This is a genomic window from Rhodococcus sp. DMF-1, assembly GCF_021441945.1.
GTDB lineage: Bacteria > Actinomycetota > Actinomycetes > Mycobacteriales > Mycobacteriaceae > Rhodococcus > Rhodococcus ruber.
The window spans coordinates 2,814,133-2,833,757 of record NZ_CP090442.1; the positions used below are offsets into that span (position 1 = coordinate 2,814,133).

Below are 19,625 nucleotides of genomic sequence, written 5' to 3' on the forward strand. Positions count from 1 at the left end.
AGCCGCGCACCCCGTACCCGCCGGGAGTTACTAGAGTCGGAAGGGACAGAACTTCATCCGGCAGGCCGACGAGGAGCCCCCATGACCAGCGACAGCGGCGCAGGCATCAGCCGCGTGCAGTTCGGCAGCGGAATCGCTCCGGGGCCGGTCGACACCCAGGGGCGCACCATCATCGCCGACGCGGTCGTGGCGAAGATCGCCGGAATCGCGACCCGCGAGATCAGCGGTGTCTACGACGTCGGCGCCGGCACCGCACGAGTGGTCGGGGCGCTGCGGGACCGCATCCCCGGCGCGCGGATCAACCACGGCCAGGGCGTCGCCGTGGAGGTCGGGGAGAAACAGGCCGCGATCGACATCGGCATCGTCGCCGAATACGGCGTGGCCCTGCACGAACTCGCGGTCGCGATCCGCCACAACGTGATCGCCGCCGTCGAACGGATGACCGGCCTCGAGGTCACCGAAGTCAACATCACCGTCTTCGACGTCGTGCTGTTCGACGAGGCCACGGGCGTCGCCGACGACCTGAAACCCCGCGTCCAGTGACCACTCCCGCCGAGCCCGCAGAACTGGCCGCGGCCGCCGCCCTCGAGGTGCCCGGCGTCGCCGACCTGCACGGCGGAGCCTTCGGCGAGGTCGCGACATATCTGCCGGGCCGGCGTGTCACCGGGATCCGCCTCGGTGCGGACACGTGCGCGGTCCACATCGTCGTCGAGTACCCGGCCGACCTGTACGCCGTCGCGGCCGCGGTCCGGGACCGGCTCGGGCCGCTGGTCGGCGTCCCCGTCGACGTGACCATCGAAGACCTGCGGATCCCGTCGCCCGACGGTGAGCACCCGACCAGTGAGGTGACCCCATGAACCACACCCCTGTCAGCAACACCGCCGTCGGACTCCTGGCGGGCCTGCTCCTCGCCCTCGCCGGCATCCTCGGCGGCTTCAGCGGTCTGCTGTTCGGCATCCTGCTCGGCGCCGTCGGCATGGTGATCGGCGCCCACCGGGACGGCCTCCTCGACCTGGGCGCCCTGCTGCGGAGCCGGGGCCGTGGCTGACTCCACGCCCACCGAGCCGGAGACCCTGCCGTCCCGGGCCGGCGCCGACGCCGTCGCCCCCGAGACGGTCGACCCCGTCGGGCACCGCGGACAGCTGGTGATCAAGGACCGCGCCGTCGAGCGGATCGCCGCGGCCGCCGCACTCCAGGTGCCCGGGGTGACCCGCCAGCGCGGCGGACTCAGCCTGTTCACCGGGCGGGACCTGCCCCGCGCCGACGTCACCACCGGCGGCGGCGCCGTCGCGGTCAACCTGTACATCGCGGCCGAATGGCCCTACGACGCCGCCGCCCTCACCCGGCGGGTGCACGACGCCGTCGACCGTCAACTCCACGAGCTGACCGGTCTGCCGGTGCACGAACTCAACGTCCTCGTCGCCGCGACGTCCGTCGCGGAGCCGGCCGAGCGCAACGAACCGTCGGTGCCGGTCGAGTACACCGAGGCCGACATCGTCGCCCGGACCGAGTACCGGGCTCCGGTCCCGGTCGTCGCGCCGTTGCCGCCCCTCGCCCACCCGGCCGCGGCGCCGGCGGCCGCGCTCATCGCCGTGGGGGCACTCGCGCTCGCGTTCGCCGCGGCCCGGGAACTGCTCATCGTCCGCGGCACGTACGCGGGCGCACCGTGGCTGCGCAACTCCTTCGAGTGGTTCGGCCGGCTGCACTGGCAGAGCTGGATCGCACCCGTCGCCGCGACCCTGGTCCTGCTGGGGGTCGTGCTCGTGGTGGTGGCCGTCAAGCCGCGTCGCCGCACGCACGTGCCGCTGCAGGTCTCCGGACCGGTCCCCACGGTGTGGATGCGCCGAACCGACCTGGCCCGGATGTGCAGCGCCCACGCGTCGACACTGCCCGGAGTGCACACGGCCCGCACCGTCGTCGATCGCCGTCGCGCGCTGGTCAGCATCGTGGGGTCGGGTGAGGAGTCGACCGCCGATCTGGTCGCCGCGGTCCGGGGCGCGGTGGCCCCGAACCTGGCACTGCTCGCCGAGCCGATCACGCTCGTGGTGCAGGTGCACCGACCGAGGACGGCACGATGAAGCTGCGCACCGTCCTGGTCAACCGCTTGCTCACGTTCGCCGTGGGCGCCGCGCTGCTCGGCGCCGGGGCGTTCGCCCTGGCCTGGGTCTGGCAGGTGCGTTTCGCCCGCGAATGGCTGGCCCGCCTGGACCGCCCCCGCATCATCGACGTCCCCGACCAGTCCTGGTGGGAGGGGGCGCTGTGGACCGCCGTGGCCGTGGGCGTGACGATCGGGATCGTGCTCCTGGCGGTCAACTTCTCCCGGCGCCGGACGTCGCGGGTGCAGCTGTACGACGAGGTCACCGAGGCCACTCTGGCCGTGGAACTCGGACCGGTGGCCGACGGTGTCGCCGGCGAACTGGCGGCCCTGCCCGGTGTGCGGGCCACCCGCAGCCGGGCCGTCGTCGAACGCCACTTGCCGACCCTGTCGATCACGGTGTACGCGGACCCGAACATCGACGTCGCCGACTTCACCGCCCGTGCCGAGGAAACCGCCGAGCGGGCCGCTCGCGCCCTGGGCGGGGCCCGGGTGGCGACGCAGGTCCTGCTGCACCTGGATCCGGCTCACCCCGAACCGGCCGCGTAGCCCGGTCGGTCGTCTCCCGGGCCGCCCACCGAGCCGAGCGAATGTGCCGCTCACCTCGTCGGACTCGGCGATACTTCCGCTCGATCCCGGAAACGCCGAACGGCGCCCACCCCGAGGGATGGACGCCGTCCGACGTCAGCGAGAACTAGCTCACTTGATGATCGCGTAGGCGGTGCCTACTTGATGATCGCGTAGGCGGTGCCTACTTGATGATCTTCGTGACGCGACCGGCGCCGACGGTGCGGCCACCCTCGCGGATCGCGAAGCGCAGGCCCTCGTCCATGGCGACCGGCTGGATCAGGACGACCGACATCTCGGTGTTGTCGCCCGGCATGACCATCTCGGTGCCCTCGGGAAGGGTCACAACGCCCGTCACGTCCGTGGTACGGAAGTAGAACTGCGGACGGTAGTTGTTGAAGAACGGCGTGTGGCGGCCGCCCTCCTCCTTGTTGAGGATGTACGCCTGGCCCTCGAACTCCGTGTGCGGAGTGGTGGTGCCCGGCTTCACGACGACCTGGCCGCGCTCGACGTCCTCGCGCTTGATGCCGCGGACCAGCAGACCGACGTTGTCGCCGGCCTGGCCCTGGTCGAGCAGCTTGCGGAACATCTCGATGCCGGTGACCGTGGTCTTGGTCGAGGTCGGGCGGATACCGACGATCTCGACCTCCTCGTTCACGTTGATGACACCGCGCTCGATGCGGCCGGTGACGACCGTGCCACGACCGGTGATGGTGAAGACGTCCTCGACGGGCATGAGGAACGGCTTGTCGGTCTCACGGACCGGGTCCGGGATGGACTCGTCGACGGCGTCCATCAGGTCCTCGATGGACTTGACCCACTTCTCGTCGCCCTCGAGCGCCTTGAGCGCCGAGATCGGGATGACCGGGGCGTTCTCGTCGAACTCCTGGGCGGCCAGCAGCTCGCGGACCTCCATCTCGACGAGCTCGAGGATCTCCTCGTCGTCGACCATGTCGGCCTTGTTCAGGGCGACCAGGATGTAGGGCACACCGACCTGACGGGCGAGCAGCACGTGCTCGCGAGTCTGCGGCATCGGGCCGTCGGTGGCGGCCACGACCAGGATCGCGCCGTCCATCTGAGCCGCACCGGTGATCATGTTCTTGATGTAGTCGGCGTGACCCGGGGCGTCGACGTGCGCGTAGTGGCGCTTCTCGGTCTGGTACTCGACGTGGGAGATGTTGATCGTGATACCACGAGCCTTCTCCTCCGGAGCCTTGTCGATCTGGTCGAACGCGAAGCTCTCGTTCAGGTCCGGGTACTTGTCGGCGAGCACCTTGGTGATGGCAGCCGTGGTGGTGGTCTTGCCGTGGTCGACGTGACCGATGGTGCCGATGTTCACGTGCGGCTTGGTCCGCTCGAACTTCGCCTTCGCCACTTGAGGGTCCTCCTGGACTGTTGTTGCTTGCAGTATGCAGCAGTGCGGTTTTGTTACTTACTTGGTCGTGCAGCCGACCGGTTCTGCAACCGAGGTTACTCGCCGGTCGCCTTGGCGATGATTTCCTTCGAGACGTTCGACGGAACCTCAGCGTAGGAATCGAACACCATGGAGAAGTTCGCGCGACCCTGGGTCTTCGACCGCAGGTCCCCGATGTAACCGAACATCTCCGAGAGCGGAACCAGCGCCTTCACGACACGGGCACCACTGCGTTCCTCCATGGCCTGGATCTGGCCACGGCGGGAGTTGAGGTCGCCGATCACTTCACCCATGTAGTCCTCGGGGGTGGTGACCTCGACAGCCATGAGCGGCTCGAGGATGACCGGCGCAGCTTTGCGCGCAGCCTCCTTCAGGGCCTGCGAACCGGCGATCTTGAACGCCATTTCCGACGAGTCCACGTCGTGGTAGGCGCCGTCGAGCAGGGTGACCTTGACGTTCACCAGCGGATACCCGGCGAGCACGCCGTACTGCATGGCGTCCTGCGCGCCGGCGTCCACCGAGGGGATGTACTCGCGCGGCACGCGGCCACCGGTGACCTTGTTCTCGAACTCGTAGGTCGCGCCGTCCTCGCCCACGAACGGCTCGAGGGCGATGATGACCTTCGCGAACTGGCCGGAACCACCGGTCTGCTTCTTGTGCGTGAACTCGAGCTTCTCGACCCGCTTGGTGATGGTCTCGCGGTACGCCACCTGCGGCTTGCCGACGTTGGCCTCGACCTTGAACTCGCGACGCATCCGGTCGACGAGGATGTCGAGGTGGAGCTCGCCCATGCCGCCGATGACGGTCTGGCCGGTCTCCTCGTCCAGCTCGACGGAGAAGGTGGGATCCTCCTCGGCCAGCTTCTGGATCGCGGTGCCCAGCTTCTCCTGGTCGGACTTGGTCTTCGGCTCGATGGAGACCTGGATGACCGGATCCGGGAAGGTCATGGACTCGAGCACGATCGGGGCGTCCTGCGCGCACAGGGTGTCGCCGGTCGTGGTGTCCTTGAGGCCGATCATCGCGTAGATGTGGCCGGCCACCGCCTCGTCGACCGGGTTCTCCTTGTTGGCGTGCATCTGGAACAGCTTGCCGATGCGCTCCTTCTTGCCCTTGGTGGCGTTGAGCACCTGGGCGCCCGGCTCGATGCGGCCGGAGTACACGCGCACGAAGGTCAGCTTGCCGAAGAACGGGTGCGCGGCGATCTTGAATGCCAGCGCGGAGAAGGGCTCGTCCTTGCTCGGCTTGCGGGTGAGGGCCTCCTCCTCGTCACCGAGCTTGTGGCCCTCGACCTCGCCGATGTCGAGCGGGTTCGGCAGGTAGTCGATGACCGCGTCGAGCATGGGCTGGATGCCCTTGTTCTTGAACGCGGACCCGCACAGCACCGGGTACAGCTCGGAGGCGACGGTCAGCTTCCGGATGGCGCCCTTGATCTCGGCGACGGTCAGTTCCTCGCCACCGAAGTACTTCTCCATGAGCTCTTCGTCGCTCTCGGCGACGGTCTCGAGCAGCTTCTCGCGGTACTCGGCGGCCTTGTCGGCCAGGTCCGCAGGGATCTCCTCGACGGTCGGCTCGGCACCGATCTCGACGGTGCCACGCCACGTGTAGGCCTTCATCTCGACCAGGTCGACGACGCCGTCGAACGCGTCCTCGGCACCGATCGGCAGCTGCAGCACGAGCGGCTTGGCGCCGAGACGGTCGATGATGGTCTGGACCGTGAAGTAGAAGTCCGCGCCCATCTTGTCCATCTTGTTGACGAAGCAGATGCGCGGAACGTCGTACTTGGCAGCCTGCCGCCAGACCTGCTCGGACTGCGGCTCGACGCCCTCCTTGCCGTCGAACACGGCGACCGCGCCGTCGAGGACGCGCAGCGACCGCTCGACCTCGACCGTGAAGTCGACGTGGCCGGGGGTGTCGATGATGTTGATCTGGTTCTTGTTCCAGAAGCAGGTCACCGCGGCGGAGGTGATGGTGATGCCGCGTTCCTTCTCCTGCTCCATCCAGTCGGTGGTCGACGCACCGTCGTGGGTCTCACCGATCTTGTAGTTCACACCGGTGTAGAAGAGGATGCGCTCGGTCGTCGTGGTCTTGCCGGCATCGATGTGCGCCATGATGCCGATGTTGCGGACCTTGTTCAGGTCGGTCAGCACTTCCTGTGCCACAGGTAACCCCGCTCGTAGCTCGTGTCGGTCCTAGGGTGCGGACCAGTGTTCTCGGATGTTCAGCCGGCCTTGAGGGACCGACACAGTTGTGCGAGCGGCCGGCCGGGAGGATGTCGGTAGCACCGGATCCTCCCGGCCGGCGGCGACTCACCAGCGGTAGTGCGCGAACGCCTTGTTGGCCTCGGCCATCTTGTGGGTGTCCTCGCGACGCTTCACGGACGCACCCAGGCCGTTGCTGGCGTCGAGGAGCTCGTTCGCGAGACGCTCGACCATCGTCTTCTCACGACGCTGACGCGAGAAGGTGACCAGCCACCGCAGCGCGAGGGTGGTCGACCGGCCGGGACGAACCTCGACCGGCACCTGGTAGGTGGCGCCACCGACACGGCGGCTGCGCACCTCGAGAGCGGGCTTGACGTTGTCCAGCGCGCGCTTGAGGGTGACGACCGGATCGGTGCCGGTCTTCTCGCGCGCCCGCTCGAGTGCCTCGTAGACGATGCGCTCGGCGGTGGACTTCTTGCCGTCCAGCAGGATCTTGTTGACCAGCTGGGTGACCAGCGGCGACCCGTAGACCGGGTCGGCGATCAGGGGACGCTTCGGAGCGGGACCCTTACGTGGCATCAGCCCTTCTCCTTCTTCGCGCCGTAGCGGCTGCGCGCCTGCTTGCGGTTCTTGACACCCTGGGTGTCGAGCGAACCGCGGATGATCTTGTAGCGGACACCGGGGAGGTCCTTCACACGACCACCGCGCACGAGCACCATCGAGTGCTCCTGCAGGTTGTGACCCTCACCCGGGATGTAGGCGGTGACCTCGACGGAGCTGGTCAGACGCACGCGGGCGACCTTCCGGAGCGCCGAGTTCGGCTTCTTCGGGGTGGTGGTGTACACGCGAGTGCACACGCCGCGACGCTGCGGGCTGCCCTTGAGGGCCGCGGTCTTGACCTTGGCGGCCTTGTCGCGGCGGCCCTTGCGGACCAGCTGATTGATGGTTGGCATCTACCGGCTTTCTCGTTGTCTGAAGACTGCTCGCACGAGCAACCTTGGCTGTTCTGAAATTAGGGATCCATCGGTTGGGGCAAGAGAGCTGCTGCCCCGCACCCACCCCTCGTGTGCACACGAGGTCGGGCGTGTCGCGTACCCCCACACAGGCAGCCGGGGGCTCGCTCCTGCGGAGATTCCACAGACCGCGCGCACGGCACTACCTCGCATAGGCACACAGATCGGCCCGGGCATGCCGGACACGACCCACAACGATACCCGGCGGCGCGGCGCAAGGTCAAAGCGAGCCGCGGGGGTCCGCCGCCGCTCAACTGCTGAGGTCGAGGGTCAGTCGGGCCAGCGTGACGGCCGCCGCACACGGATCCGGGGACTGCGAGCCGGGGGCGTACTGCACCCACCAGCCGAAGATCCCCGTCGTGGACGCTCCCGCCGAGATCCCGCAGGACGCCGGGTCGTCGGGCGGGCGCATCAGCACCGCCCGCCGACCCTCCACGGTCGTGTTCTCCACCGTGTATCCCAGCCGTTGCGCCGTCCCCCGCTCGGTGTCCAGGGAACCGGTCTCGAACCAGTTGAAGGTGACCTTCGCCGAGCCCGCGGTGTCCCACCGGCAGATCGCCCCGAAGAAGCCTCGCTCGATCGCCTCCACGCCGACCGCCTCCGCGATCTGCTCGTCGGTGACGGCGTCGCATTCGGTGAGCAGGCGGGTGAACTCGGCGGAGGCACCACCCGATCCGGCCCCCTGCGGCACCGCCTGCCCCTCGATCGTGCTGCCGCACCCGGCGAGCGCCGCAACCAGGGCCAGCGCCACCGGCAGCGCCGCCGCCCGCTTCGTCCGCGTCACTCCTGTGCCCTTTCCGCGCTGAGCTCGGCCAGGTCGCGGGCCACCACGCACGCGTCCGCGGCCGGGGTGAAGGGTCCGTACGTCACGGACCAGTGCACGAAGTCACCGCCGAATTGCACGCCGATCTCGCACAGCACGGTCTGCCCGACGTCGTTCTGCGCCGAGCCCTGGAAGCCGGGTCTGCCGTCGATCTCCACGTCGATCGCGGGCCGGCCGATCAGGTCGGAGCCGGCCCGTTCGCGGCCGATCGGACTGCCGCGGTACCAGGAGAACGTCACGCTCGGGCCGCCCGCCCCGACCAGCTCCCATTCGCACCCCACCGAGTTGCGGGTGACCTGTGCGAACGACCCCAGCCCGAAGGCCCGGGCCACCTCGTCGTCGGTGACCGACCCGCACGCACCGAAGAACGGGCCCGGCTCGGTCACCTGCGGCGTGGGCGCCGCGCCCGGCGCCGGGGCCTCGGCCGCATCCGAACCACATCCGGCGACGACGGCACCGGCGAGCCCGAGGACCGCGACCGTGGCCAGCTTGGGAGGCATGACACCAACCTAACCGGCCGGGTGCTGCGCCGCCGAACGCTGCCGGGCCGCGTCGAGCACCGTGTCCAGCTGCGCGGCCCAGTGCCGCACGATCTCGGCCCGACGCCGCGAGTCGTCGGTGAGGACGTCGGCGAGGCCGAGCCCGCGCGCGAGGTCGAGGGTCGCCTGCACCATGCGGTGCACCGTCGGGTCGACCTCGTCCACGCCGAGCTGCTCGACGGCGACCCGGTGGGCGACGCGGCCGAAGCGTTCCTCCAGGGGGACGATGCGGGCCCGCAGTTCCGGATCGGCCGCCGCGGCCGTCCACACCTGCAGCGCCGCCTTGAACAGGCTGCCGGTGTAGTAGTCGACGAGCCGGCGCACCACCGCCTCGGTGCGGGCCGCGCCGACGGGCATGTCGACGGGCTCGCGGCGGGCGAGGTCCATGCGGCTGTCGAACATGAACTCGAGCGCCGCGGTGATCAGGTCCTCCCGGGTCGGGAAGTGGTGCTGCGCGGCGCCGCGGGAGACTCCCGCCCGTTCGGCGACGACGCCCACGGTGGTCGCGCCCCATCCCAGCTCCGCGAGGCAGTCGATGCTCGCCTCGAGCAGCCGGCGGCGTGTGGCCCGGCTCCGATCCTGTTTGGGCTGGCGGGTCATCGCAGCGCACCCCCGGCGGCGGAATCCCCGGGTTCGTCGTCCACCAGGACCCGTTCCATCTGGCGGCGCCACACCGCCAGCTGGGGTTCGGTCAGCGGGTCGCGCGGGTCGATGGCGTACCCGAGGGCCGCCCCGCGCATCGCCTGATAGATCAGGTCGCGCACCTCGACGAACCGGGGGCGGTTGGCGATCTCCGGACCGAAGTTCGCGGTCGTCTGCTCCTTGATCATCCGGCCCAGGATTCGTTCGAGCGGCAGCAGCTCGGCCCGGAGTTCCTCGTGGCCGCGCGCGGCGAGCCACAGCTCCATCGAGGCCCAGAAGTACGGCTGCCGGAAGTTCCACCACATCCGATCGACCGCGACGGCGATACGTTCGACCGGGTCGGCGGGCCAGGGATGGTCGCCGTCGAGGCCCTGGACGCCCTGGGCGGCGAGGTGGTGCACGGCGGCGACGAGCAGGGCGTCCCGCGACGGGTAGTGGTGCAGCAGCCGTCCGCGGGACACGCCGGCAGCCTGCTGGATGCGCACCGTGGTGGCGTTGGAGTAGCCGTGCTCGACCAGCACGGCCACCGCCGCGTCGAGGATCCGCTTGCGGGTGGCGCGGCTGCGTTCCTGCTCGCCGCGACGGCGGGTGTCCGGGGACGGGCTGCTCATGGCGATCAGATTAGGCAGACCGGCGCGCCGGCTCGCGGAGGGTGACCGTCCACGTGAGGTGCCCGGGACGGGTGCCGCCGACGACCGCCCGCACGCGCGCGCCCGGCAGGTCTCGGGCACGTCCCGGCCGGGGCGGCGGACCGTCCCTCACGGACGGCTCCACGCCGGCGGCCGCTTCTGCAGGAACGCGGTCATCCCCTCGACCGCCTCCGGCGAGCCGAACAGCCGCGCCGACTGCTCCGCCAGCGCGTCGCCGTACCGATCGAAGTCGGCGAGCATCCGCATCGTGGTCAGCCGCTTGGATTCGCCCAGCCCCTGCGGGGAACACTCCCGCAGCTGGGCGAGGATCTCCGCCACCGCGGCCCGCGGATCGTCGGTCTCCACGGTGACCAGGCCGATCGCCGCCGCGACCTCCGGCCCGAACCGCTCCCCGGTGAGGAAGTAGCGGCTCGCGGCGCGGGAGGTGAGCCGCGGCAGCACCGTCAGCGAGATGATCGACGCGGCCAGGCCCAGCCGGGCCTCGGTCAGCGCGAACGTCGACCGGGGCCCGGCGACGGCGAGATCGCACGCGCCGACCAACCCCATGCCGCCGGCGCGCACGTGCCCGTCGATCCGCCCGATCACCGGTTTGGGCAGCTCCAGGATCGAACGCAGCACCGCCGTCATCTCCCGGGTCCGGGCGGCGGCCGCCGCGGCGACGCCGCCCTCCGCGGTGCTCGCCTCGCTCAGGTCGGCCCCGGCGCAGAAGGTGCCGCCCTCGTGGGTGAGCACGACGGCGCGGACCCCGTCGTCGGCGGCCGCGTCGGCAAGTCCCTGCCGGAGCTGCGCGACGAGCCTGGCGGAGATCGCATTGCGGTTGTGCGGCGAGTCGAGAGTGAGGGTGGCGAATCCCTCGCTCACCTCGTACCGGACGAACGTCTCGGACACCGGCGCTCCCCTCAGTACGACCGGGGCAGACCCAGCGAATGCTGGGACACGAAGTTGAGGATCATCTCCCGGCTCACCGGCGCCACCCGTGCGATGCGCGCCGCGCCGAGCATCGCGGCCAGCCCGTACTCCCGGGTGAGCCCGCCCCCGCCGTGGGTCTGGATCGCCTGGTCGAGCGACTTGATGCTGGCCTCGGCCGCGGCGTACTTGGCCATGTTCGCGGCCTCGGCAGCACCGAAGTCGTCGCCGCTGTCGTACAGCACCGCCGCCTTCTGCATCATCAGCTTCGCCAGCTCGAGCTCGATCTTGCACTGGGCGAGCGGGTGGGCGATGCCCTGGTGAGCCCCGATCGGCGACTTCCACACGGTGCGTTCGTTGGCGTACCGCACCGCGGCGTCCAGGGCGTAGCGGCCCATCCCGACGGCCATCGCCGCGCCGAGGATCCGCTCCGGATTCAGGCCCGCGAACAACTGCATCAGCGCCGCGTCCGGCTCCCCCACCAGCGCGTCCGCCGGCAGTCGCACGTCGTCGAGGAACAGGGTGAACTGATGGTCCGGCTCGACGATGTCCATCTCCATCGGCGTCTTGACGAAGTTCTCGGCATCGGTCGGGACGATGAACAGCGCCGGCCGCAGCTTCCCGCTCTTCGCGTCCTCGGTGCGGGCGACGACGAGCACCGCGTCGGCCTGGTCCACGCCGGAGATGTAGATCTTGCTGCCGTGGAGGATCCAGTCCTCGCCGTCGCGGCGCGCGACGGTGGTGATCTGGTGCGAATTGGACCCGGCATCGGGCTCGGTGATGCCGAACGCCATGATCTTCGAGCCGTCGGCGAGCCCGGGCAGCCAGCGCTGCTTCTGCTCGTCGGTGCCGAACTTGGCGATGATGGTGCCGCAGATGGCGGGCGAGACGACCACCAGCAGCAGCCCGCAGCCCTGCGCGGCGAGTTCCTCCTGCACCAGGGCGAGTTCGTAGATGCCGGCCCCGCCGCCGCCGAATTCCTCCGGCAGGTTCACGCCCAGGAATCCGAGCCCGGCGGCCTCCCGCCACAGCTCGGTCAGCGGTTCGCCCTTGCGGGCCTTCGGCAGCACGTAGTCGGTGTAGTTGTAGCGCTTGGCCAGGCCCGCGACCGCAGCCCGCAGCTGCTTCTGCTCGTCGGTTTCGATGACGCTCATCACTTCTCCTGGGTGTCGGTGGACTCGGTGGGGGTGACGACGGCCAGCACGGCGCCCAGTTCGACCTGGGTGCCGACGGCCACGGGCAGTTCGGTGAGCACGCCCGCGGCGGGGGCCTTGACGATGTGTTCCATCTTCATCGCCTCGAGCCACAGGACCGGTTGCCCCGCGTCGACCGCGTCGCCGACCGTTGCCCCGATCCGGATCACCGACCCGGGCATCGGCGCGAGCAGCGACCCCGCGGCGACATGGGCCGAGGGTTCGACGAACCGCGGGATCGCTCGCAACCGCACCGGACCGAGCGAGGAGTCCACGTGCACCGTGTCGCCGTAGCGCGCGACGTGGAACTGCCGCTGCGCGCCGTCGATCGCGAGCACCACCCGGCGCTCGGTGTGTGCGACGAGGACGATGCCCGGATGGCCGTCGGCGACCAGGCCGTGCCGGGTGAGCCGGTACCGCACCTCGTGTTCACCGTGGTCGCCGTCGTACCGCTTGACCTGTGGCTGCGACGGCAGGTTGCGCCAGCCGCTCGGCAGGCCGCGGCCGACCGTCGCCGTCGCACGACGAGCGGCGGCGTCGGCCAGGGCCGCGGCGAGCGCGGACAGCGACTCGGCGGCGGCGTCGGCGAGGGGTGCGGCGAGCGTGGCGAGCCCGTGTGTGTCGAAGAAGGCGGTGTCGGTGTTGCCGGCCAGGAACTCGGGATGCCGGAGCACGTTCACGAGCAGGTCCCGGTTGGTGCGCAGGCCGTGCACCTCGGCACGGGTGAGCGACGTCGCGAGCATGCGGGCCGCGCGGTCCCGGGTCGGGGCGTAGGCGATCACCTTGGCGAGCATCGGGTCGTAGTGCACGCCCACCACCGAGCCGTCCTCGACGCCGGCGTCCAGACGCAGCCCGGGCCCGGGCAGCACCTCGAACTCGGAGACGCGACCGGGCAGGGCGAGGCGGTGCACCGTGCCGGACTGCGGCCGCCAGTCCTCGGCGGGGTCCTCCGCGTAGAGCCGCACCTCGATCGAATGTCCGCTCGCCGGAGGGGGTTCGGGATCGAGACGGCCGCCGGCAGCGATCTGGAGCTGCAGGTCGACGAGGTCGAGCCCGGTGGTGCACTCGGTGACCGGGTGCTCGACCTGCAGCCGGGTGTTCATCTCGAGGAAGAAGAACTCACCTCCGGCAGTGACATTTCCCGTCGCTTCGCTCGCCCCGGCGACATTTCCCGTCGCTTCGCTCGCCCCGGCGACATTTCCCGTCGCTTCGCTCGCCCCGGCGACATTTCCCGTCGCTTCGCTCGCCCCGGCGACATTTCCCGTCGCTTCGCTCGCCCCGGCGACATTTCCCGTCGCTTCGCTCGCCCCGGCGACATTTCCCGTCGCTTCGCTCGCCCCGGCGACATTTCCCGTCGCTTCGCTCGCCCCGGCGACATTTCCCGTCGCTTCGCTCGCCCCGGTCGCGAGGAACTCGACCGTCCCGGCGCCCTCGTAGTCGATGGCGTGCGCGGCGCGCCGGGCCGCCTCGAACAGCCGCTCCCGCATGCCGGGGGTGGCGTCGACGAGCGGCGACGGGGCCTCCTCGACCACCTTCTGATGCCGCCGCTGGATCGAGCATTCGCGCTCCCCCACCGCCCACACGGTCCCGTGCCGGTCCGCGAGGACCTGCACTTCGATGTGCCGCCCCGTTTCGAGGTAGCGCTCGCAGAACACCGTCGGGTCGCCGAATGCGGACTGTGCCTCACGTCGGGCCGCGGCGAGCTGGTCGGACAGTTCGGCCAGGTCGCGGACGACCCGCATGCCGCGGCCGCCGCCCCCGGCGGAGGCCTTGATCAGCACGGGCAGGTCGGCCGCGGTCACCGCGGCCGGGTCCAGCTCGGCCAGCACCGGCACGCCGGCGTCGGCCATGATCTTCTTGGCCTCGACCTTCGAACCCATCCGGGCGATGGAGTCCGGGTCCGGCCCGATCCAGGTCAGTCCCGCGTCGAGGACCGCCCTCGCGAATTCGGCGTTCTCCGAGAGAAACCCGTACCCCGGGTGGATCGCGTCGGCCCCCGCCGTGCGGGCAGCCGCGATGATCGCCTCGCCGCGGAGGTACGTGTCGGCGGGGGCAGTGCCGGGCAGGTGCACCGCGACGTCGGCCTCGGTGACGTGCGGGCTGTCGGCGTCCGCGTCGGAGAACACGGCGACGGTGCCGAGGCCGGCCCGCCGGCAGGAGGCGAACACCCGGCGGGCGATCTCGCCGCGATTGGCGACGAGCACGGTGGTGACGGTGTCGGAACGGTTCACTGCTGCCTCACATCCGGAAGACACCGAAGCTGTCGGTGCCCTCGATCGGCGCGTTGGCGATGGCCGACAGGCACATCCCCACCACGGTGCGGGTGTCGCGCGGGTCGATGACCCCGTCGTCGTAGAGCCGGCCGGACAGGAACATCGGCAGCGACTCCGCCTCGATCTGGTTCTCGATCGCCGCGCGCATCGCCTCGTCGGCGGCCTCGTCGAACGCCTGACCGCGCGCCTCGGCAGCGGCCCGTCCGACGATGGAGATGACGCCCGCGAGCTGTGCGCCGCCCATCACCGCGGACTTGGCGCTGGGCCAGGCGAACAGGAACCGCGGGTCGAAGGCGCGGCCGCACATCCCGTAGTGGCCGGCCCCGTAGGAGGCGCCGAGCAGGATCGAGATGTGCGGCACCGTCGAATTGGAGACGGCGTTGATCATCATCGAACCGTGCTTGATCATGCCGCGTTCCTCGTACTCGCGGCCGACCATGTAGCCGGTGGTGTTGTGCAGGAACAGCAGTGGCGTGTTCGCACGGTTGGCGAGCTGGATGAACTGGGTGGCCTTCTGGGATTCCTCGCTGAACAGCACGCCGCGGGCGTTGGCGAGGATTCCCACCGGGTAGCCGTGCAGACGGGCCCAGCCGGTGACGAGCGACGACCCGTACAGCGGCTTGAACTCGTCGAAGTCGGAGTCGTCGACGATGCGGGCGATCACCTCGCGCGGGTCGAACGGCACCTTGAGGTCGGCGGGCACGATGCCGAGCAGTTCCTCGGGATCGTGGCGGGGCTCGCGTACCTCCGGGTGGGGTTCGGGGCCCTGCTTGCGCCAGTTCAGACGACGGACGATGCCCCGGCCGATCCGGATCGCGTCGGGTTCGTCGACCGCGTAGTAGTCGGCCAGGCCGGAGGTGCGGGCGTGCATTTCCGCGCCGCCGAGGGATTCGTCGTCGGATTCCTCGCCCGTGGCCATCTTCACCAGGGGCGGCCCGGCGAGGAACACCTTCGACCGCTTCTCGATCATCACCACGTGGTCCGACATGCCCGGGATGTAGGCGCCACCCGCGGTGGAATTGCCGAACACCAGGGCAATGGTCGGGATCCCGGCGGCGGACAGCTGTGTCAGGTCGCGGAACATGCGCCCGCCGGGGATGAACACCTCCTTCTGGGTGGGGAGGTCGGCGCCGCCCGACTCGACGAGGGAGATGACCGGCAGCCGGTTCTGCATCGCGATGTCGTTGGCGCGGAATCCCTTTCGCAGCGTCCACGGGTTGCTCGTGCCGCCGCGGACGGTGGGGTCGTTGGCGACGATCAGGCATTCGACGCCCTCGACGACGCCGATTCCGGTGACGGTGCTGCCGCCGACCGGGAACTCGGTGCCCCAGGCGGCGAGCGGGGACAGCTCGAGGAACGGCGAATCGGGGTCGAGGAGCAGTTCGATCCGTTCGCGTGGCAGCAGCTTGCCGCGTTCGTGGTGCCGTCGGACGTACTTCTCCCCGCCGCCGGCGAGGGCCTTGGCGTGTTCGGCTTCGAGCTCTGCCAGCTGGGCGGCCATCGCCTCGGCCGCGGCGGCGTACTCCGCCGAGGACGGGTCGACGGTCGTCTGCAGGATGCTCACGCGGTGTACCCCAATCGTTTCGCGGCAAGTTCGGTGAGGATCTCGGTGGTGCCGCCGCCGATGCCGAGGATGCGCATGTCGCGGTACTGTCGTTCGACCTCGGACTCGGCCATGTAGCCGAGGCCGCCGAAGAGCTGCACGGCCTGGTGTGCGACCCACTCCCCGGCCTCGACGGCGGTGTTCTTGGCGAAGCACACCTCGGCGACGAGGTCGCCGTCACCGACGAGGGATCGCTCGACGACCCGCCGGCCGTACACCCGCGCGACGTCGATGCGCCGTGCCATCTCGGCGAGGGTGCGCTGTACCGACTGCCGGGAGATCAGGGGCCGGCCGAACGTCTCGCGGTCCCGGCACCAGGACACGGTCAGATCCAGGCACCGCTGCGCGCTCGAGTAGGCCTGGGCGGCGAGGGCGATCCGCTCGGCGACGAACGCCTGCGCGATCTGCGCGAAGCCGCTGTTCTCGGCTCCGACGAGATTCGAGACCGGCACGCGCACACCGGCGAACGACAGTTCCGCAGTGTCGGAGGCACGCCAGCCCATCTTGTCCAGCTTGCGCGAGACGGTGAAACCCGGTGTGCCCTTTTCGATCACGAGCAGCGAGACACCGGCGGCACCGGGGCCGCCGGTGCGCACAGCGGTGACGACGAAATCGGCGCGGCAGCCGGAGGTGATGTAGGTCTTGGCGCCGTCGACGATGTAGTGATCGCCGTCGCGGACGGCGGTGGTGGTCAGGTGCCCGACGTCGGAGCCGCCGCCGGGTTCGGTGATCGCGAGGGAGCCGACGAGCTCACCCGCGAGGGTCGGGGCAACCCACTTGCCGATCTGCGCTTCGTCGCCGGCGGCGACGAGGTGTGGCAGGGCGATGCCGCAGGTGAACAGGGAGGCGAAGGCGCCGCCGGAGGCGCCGGCCTCGTGGAAGGCCTCGCACACGGTGAGGGTGTCCGCCGCGTCGCCCCCGGAACCGCCGACGGCCTCGGGGAATCCGGCGCCGAGCAGCCCGAGAGCGGCGGCCTTCTTGTGCAGTTCGCGGGGCAGTTCACCGTCGCGCTCCCACGCGGCGAGATGCGGCAGGATCTCGCGCCGGACGAAGGAGTGGACCGTCGAGCGCAGCTCGCGGCGTTCGGGGGTGTCCCAGATGCTCACTCGGTGTACTTCCTCTCGGGGTTCGCTGTCCCGCCGCCCTCCAGGAGGACCTCGGGGATGTAGAGGTATCGGCTGCGCAGCCACTCGCCGAGACCCTTCGCCTGCGGGTCGAAGCGGGTCTGCGAGGCGACGCCGCGGCCGAGGATGCCCTCGATCACGAAGTTCACCGCCCGCAGGTTCGGCAGCACGTGACGTGTCACGGTCAGGTTCTTCGATTCGGGCAGGAGGGTTTTCAACGTGTCGACGGTGAGGGTGTGCACCAGCCACCGCCACTGGTCGTCGGTGCGCACCCACACCCCCACGTTCGCGTCGCCGCCCTTGTCGCCGCTGCGGGCGCCGGCGACGAGTCCGAGCGGTGCGTGTCGTGCGGGCCCGGGCGGTAGCGGCTCGGGGAGCTCGGGTTCGCCGACGGGTTCGAGTGCACGCGTCGGGGTGACGCACGGAATCGGGACCCGGTTGCCGTCGGGCAGCACCGCGGTGTGCGGCACCTCGGCGGCGCCGACGTAGCCGGGGGTGAACACCGCGTACGGTTGTCCGTTGCCGGGCGGGGCGGTCAGCGCGAAGCCCGGGTAGCTGGCCAGCGCGTACTCGACGGCGACCGACGAGAAGGCGCGGCCGACGACCTTCGGGTCGCGGTCGCGGACGGTGCAGCGCAGCAGGGCGCTGGCCGCCTCCTCGGTGTCGGCGTCCGGATGGTCGGTGCGGGCGAGTGTCCATTCGAGCTCGGCGGGCCGGGTGGTCAGGCTCGCCTCCACCTGCCGCCGCACCAGGGCGGCCTTGGCCTCGATGTCCAGACCGGTGAGGACGAACACCGCTTCGTTCCGGAAGCCGGCGAGGGCGTTGAGGGAGACCTTGAGCGTGGGTGGCGGCGCCTCACCGCGGACGCCGCTGATGCGGACCCGGTCCGGGCCGTCCGGGGTGAGCCGGACGGTGTCGAGGCGGGTGGTGACGTCGGGGCCGGCGTAGCGGCCCCCGGTCACCTCGTACAGCAGCTGGGCGGTCACGGTGCCGACGGTGACGGCGCCGCCGGTGCCCGGGTGCTTGGTGATCGTGGAACTTCCGTCGGCCTCGATCTCGGCGATCGGGAAGCCCGGCCGGTCGAGATCGGCGATCTCGGTGAAGAAGGCGTAGTTGCCGCCGGTGGCCTGGGCGCCGCACTCGATCACGTGCCCGGCTGCCACCGCGCCCGCGAGAGCGTCGAAATCATCCCGGGCCCAACCGAAGTGGGCTGCCGCGGGACCGACGATCACCGACGCGTCGGTGACCCGGCCGGTGACGACGAGGTCGGCGCCGGCGGTCAGGCATTCGGCGATGCCCCAGGCGCCGAGGTAGGCGTTGGCGGTCAGGGGCGGCGGATCGGCGGCCAGCCCGAGTTCGGCGGCCCGGGCGATGAGATCGTCGCCCTCGACGTGGGCGACGGCGACGTCGAGTCCGAGCCGGCCGGCGAGGTCGCGCACGGCCGTCGCCAGCCCGGCGGGGTTGAGTCCCCCCGCATTGGCGACGATCTTCACGCCCTTGTCGACGGCGAGCCCGAGACAGTCCTCGAGTTGCCGCAGGAACGTCTTGGCGTAGCCGAGTTCCGGGTCCTTCATCCGATCCCGGCCGAGGATGAGCATGGTCAGCTCGGCGAGATAGTCGCCGGTCAGGTAGTCGAGTTCGCCGCCCTCGAGCATCTCCCGCATAGCTGCGAGCCGGTCGCCGTAGAAGCCGGAACAGTTCCCGATGCGCACCGCACGGCCCGCCGGCTGCGCGTTCACGCGGTCGCTCCGTCCGGGGTGCGCCCGGCGCCGGGCGGACCGGCGAACGCCTGCGCGAGCTCGAGCCATGCATCCGCGTCCGGTCCGGTGGCGACGAGGTCGGTGTCGGTGCGGTGGACCCGCTGGGTCACCAGGCGGCAGAAGTCGACGGCGGATCCGGTGACGGTCTGGGCGGCGCTCTCGGGACCCCACGTCCACTCCCGCCCGTCGGGAGCGGTGAGGCAGACGCGGAACGGCTCGGCCGGCGGGGTGCGCCCGTGCACGGTGAACGCGAAGTCGCGGGTGCGGACACCGAGATGGGCAATGTGGCGCAGCCGGTGGGTGGGGGTCCGGGGGACGCCCAGCGCGTCGGCCACGTCGGCGCCGTGCGCCCAGGTCTCCATCAGCCGCGCCGTGGCCATCGAAGCCGCGCTCATGGGCGGGCCGTACCAGACGATCCTGGTCCCGGCCGGAACGGCCGCGAGGGCGTCGGCGAGGGCGCGTCGCGCCGCGCGCCAGTCGGCGAGCAGTTCGGCCGGCGGCCGGCGGGCCTGCTCCCGCGCCCCGTCGTCGACGAAGCGGTCCGGGTCGGTGATCTCGCCGAGCCCGGCGACGAACGCCTCCGGGTCTTCGACGGCGGTGAGGGCGGCCCGATCGGTCCACAGCAGATGCCCGACCTGGTGGGCGATGGTCCAGCCCTCGGCGGGCGTCATAGTCGCCCAGCGCTCGTCCGGGAGGTCGGCGACGAGGGCATCGAGGTCCTCGCCCTCGGCACGCAGATCGTCGAGAAGCGGTTGCAGCTCCGTCATGCGACCAGAGTCACACTCGCGGCACGGAAAAGCAAGCTCTCGTGATTGTTTTTTTGCG

The 19,625-nt window shown here is 70.6% G+C and carries 20 protein-coding genes; 5 read left to right on the forward strand and 15 right to left on the reverse strand.

Annotated features, from left to right (window positions below):
- Positions 1-81 precede the first annotated feature (81 nt).
- Genes LZP97_RS12685 through LZP97_RS12705 form a run of 5 tightly spaced genes read left to right on the forward strand, consistent with a single transcriptional unit; the run spans position 82 to position 2,644 of the window.
- On the forward strand, positions 82-543 hold the full coding sequence (locus tag LZP97_RS12685) for an Asp23/Gls24 family envelope stress response protein (RefSeq protein WP_010591973.1): 462 nt from the start codon (positions 82-84) through the stop codon (positions 541-543).
- Positions 540-857, forward strand: a complete 318-nt coding sequence (locus LZP97_RS12690; RefSeq protein WP_010591974.1) for a hypothetical protein — start codon at positions 540-542, stop codon at positions 855-857. Before LZP97_RS12685 ends, LZP97_RS12690 begins: the two co-directional genes overlap by 4 nt.
- Positions 854-1,048, forward strand: coding sequence for a hypothetical protein (locus LZP97_RS12695; protein ID WP_010591975.1), 195 nt, complete (start codon positions 854-856; stop codon positions 1,046-1,048). Before LZP97_RS12690 ends, LZP97_RS12695 begins: the two co-directional genes overlap by 4 nt.
- Entirely contained in the window at positions 1,041-2,078 is a 1,038-nt protein-coding gene (locus tag LZP97_RS12700) for a DUF6286 domain-containing Asp23/Gls24 family envelope stress response protein (RefSeq protein ID WP_010591976.1), read from the forward strand. Before LZP97_RS12695 ends, LZP97_RS12700 begins: the two co-directional genes overlap by 8 nt.
- Positions 2,075-2,644 carry a hypothetical protein gene (locus LZP97_RS12705; RefSeq protein WP_010591977.1) on the forward strand — a complete coding sequence of 190 codons (570 nt, stop codon included), beginning with the start codon at positions 2,075-2,077 and terminating at the stop codon, positions 2,642-2,644. The genes LZP97_RS12700 and LZP97_RS12705 overlap by 4 nt, the downstream gene beginning before the upstream one ends.
- 202 nt (positions 2,645-2,846) lie before the next feature.
- Here LZP97_RS12705 and tuf read toward each other — a convergent pair whose 3' ends face one another.
- From tuf to LZP97_RS12780, 15 genes are all read right to left on the reverse strand, one after another.
- Positions 2,847-4,037: an elongation factor Tu gene (gene tuf / locus LZP97_RS12710; protein ID WP_003937665.1), complete on the reverse strand. Its 1,191-nt coding sequence runs from the start codon at positions 4,035-4,037 to the stop codon at positions 2,847-2,849.
- Between the two features lie 95 nt (positions 4,038-4,132).
- Positions 4,133-6,235 carry an elongation factor G gene (fusA, locus tag LZP97_RS12715; protein ID WP_010591978.1) on the reverse strand — a complete coding sequence of 701 codons (2,103 nt, stop codon included), beginning with the start codon at positions 6,233-6,235 and terminating at the stop codon, positions 4,133-4,135.
- Positions 6,236-6,382: 147 nt separating this feature from the next.
- Positions 6,383-6,853 (reverse strand): 30S ribosomal protein S7, encoded by a 471-nt coding sequence (gene rpsG / locus LZP97_RS12720; RefSeq protein ID WP_003937663.1) that lies wholly within the window; start codon positions 6,851-6,853, stop codon positions 6,383-6,385.
- Entirely contained in the window at positions 6,853-7,227 is a 375-nt protein-coding gene (rpsL, locus tag LZP97_RS12725; RefSeq protein WP_003937662.1) for a 30S ribosomal protein S12, read from the reverse strand. Before rpsL ends, rpsG begins: the two co-directional genes overlap by 1 nt.
- A gap of 310 nt (positions 7,228-7,537) precedes the next feature.
- Positions 7,538-8,071, reverse strand: coding sequence for a DUF3558 domain-containing protein (locus LZP97_RS12730; RefSeq protein ID WP_010591979.1), 534 nt, complete (start codon positions 8,069-8,071; stop codon positions 7,538-7,540).
- A complete protein-coding gene (locus tag LZP97_RS12735; RefSeq protein ID WP_048773952.1) occupies positions 8,068-8,610 on the reverse strand; it encodes a DUF3558 domain-containing protein in 543 nt (180 codons plus the stop codon). Before LZP97_RS12735 ends, LZP97_RS12730 begins: the two co-directional genes overlap by 4 nt.
- Before the next feature lie 9 nt (positions 8,611-8,619).
- Positions 8,620-9,249, reverse strand: coding sequence for a TetR/AcrR family transcriptional regulator (locus LZP97_RS12740; protein ID WP_010591981.1), 630 nt, complete (start codon positions 9,247-9,249; stop codon positions 8,620-8,622).
- Positions 9,246-9,902 (reverse strand): TetR/AcrR family transcriptional regulator, encoded by a 657-nt coding sequence (locus LZP97_RS12745; RefSeq protein ID WP_010591982.1) that lies wholly within the window; start codon positions 9,900-9,902, stop codon positions 9,246-9,248. The genes LZP97_RS12740 and LZP97_RS12745 overlap by 4 nt, the downstream gene beginning before the upstream one ends.
- A gap of 147 nt (positions 9,903-10,049) precedes the next feature.
- Positions 10,050-10,829: an enoyl-CoA hydratase family protein gene (locus tag LZP97_RS12750; RefSeq protein WP_010591983.1), complete on the reverse strand. Its 780-nt coding sequence runs from the start codon at positions 10,827-10,829 to the stop codon at positions 10,050-10,052.
- Between the two features lie 11 nt (positions 10,830-10,840).
- Positions 10,841-12,001: an acyl-CoA dehydrogenase family protein gene (locus tag LZP97_RS12755; RefSeq protein WP_010591984.1), complete on the reverse strand. Its 1,161-nt coding sequence runs from the start codon at positions 11,999-12,001 to the stop codon at positions 10,841-10,843.
- On the reverse strand, positions 12,001-14,271 hold the full coding sequence (locus tag LZP97_RS12760; protein WP_234574675.1) for an ATP-binding protein: 2,271 nt from the start codon (positions 14,269-14,271) through the stop codon (positions 12,001-12,003). Before LZP97_RS12760 ends, LZP97_RS12755 begins: the two co-directional genes overlap by 1 nt.
- A 7-nt stretch (positions 14,272-14,278) precedes the next feature.
- Complete coding sequence (locus LZP97_RS12765) at positions 14,279-15,877, reverse strand: acyl-CoA carboxylase subunit beta (protein ID WP_010591987.1); 1,599 nt, start codon at positions 15,875-15,877, stop codon at positions 14,279-14,281.
- Positions 15,874-17,022 (reverse strand): acyl-CoA dehydrogenase family protein, encoded by a 1,149-nt coding sequence (locus tag LZP97_RS12770; RefSeq protein ID WP_010591988.1) that lies wholly within the window; start codon positions 17,020-17,022, stop codon positions 15,874-15,876. Before LZP97_RS12770 ends, LZP97_RS12765 begins: the two co-directional genes overlap by 4 nt.
- Positions 17,019-18,779 carry an acyclic terpene utilization AtuA family protein gene (locus LZP97_RS12775; protein ID WP_048774129.1) on the reverse strand — a complete coding sequence of 587 codons (1,761 nt, stop codon included), beginning with the start codon at positions 18,777-18,779 and terminating at the stop codon, positions 17,019-17,021. The genes LZP97_RS12770 and LZP97_RS12775 overlap by 4 nt, the downstream gene beginning before the upstream one ends.
- Positions 18,776-19,567 (reverse strand): TIGR03084 family metal-binding protein, encoded by a 792-nt coding sequence (locus tag LZP97_RS12780; protein WP_010591990.1) that lies wholly within the window; start codon positions 19,565-19,567, stop codon positions 18,776-18,778. Before LZP97_RS12780 ends, LZP97_RS12775 begins: the two co-directional genes overlap by 4 nt.
- Positions 19,568-19,625 lie beyond the last annotated feature (58 nt).

Bases quoted from the DNA above. Each gene is read 5' to 3' on its own strand.
- LZP97_RS12685 (WP_010591973.1), top strand. From the start codon at position 82: ATGACCAGCGACAGCGGCGCAGGCATCAGCCGCGTGCAGTTCGGCAGC.
- LZP97_RS12695 (WP_010591975.1), top strand. From the start codon at position 854: ATGAACCACACCCCTGTCAGCAACACCGCCGTCGGACTCCTGGCGGGC.
- LZP97_RS12705 (WP_010591977.1), top strand. From the start codon at position 2,075: ATGAAGCTGCGCACCGTCCTGGTCAACCGCTTGCTCACGTTCGCCGTG.
- rpsG (WP_003937663.1), bottom strand. From the start codon at position 6,853: ATGCCACGTAAGGGTCCCGCTCCGAAGCGTCCCCTGATCGCCGACCCG.
- rpsL (WP_003937662.1), bottom strand. From the start codon at position 7,227: ATGCCAACCATCAATCAGCTGGTCCGCAAGGGCCGCCGCGACAAGGCC.
- LZP97_RS12735 (WP_048773952.1), bottom strand. From the start codon at position 8,610: ATGCCTCCCAAGCTGGCCACGGTCGCGGTCCTCGGGCTCGCCGGTGCC.
- LZP97_RS12740 (WP_010591981.1), bottom strand. From the start codon at position 9,249: ATGACCCGCCAGCCCAAACAGGATCGGAGCCGGGCCACACGCCGCCGG.
- LZP97_RS12745 (WP_010591982.1), bottom strand. From the start codon at position 9,902: ATGAGCAGCCCGTCCCCGGACACCCGCCGTCGCGGCGAGCAGGAACGC.
- LZP97_RS12755 (WP_010591984.1), bottom strand. From the start codon at position 12,001: ATGAGCGTCATCGAAACCGACGAGCAGAAGCAGCTGCGGGCTGCGGTC.
- LZP97_RS12780 (WP_010591990.1), bottom strand. From the start codon at position 19,567: ATGACGGAGCTGCAACCGCTTCTCGACGATCTGCGTGCCGAGGGCGAG.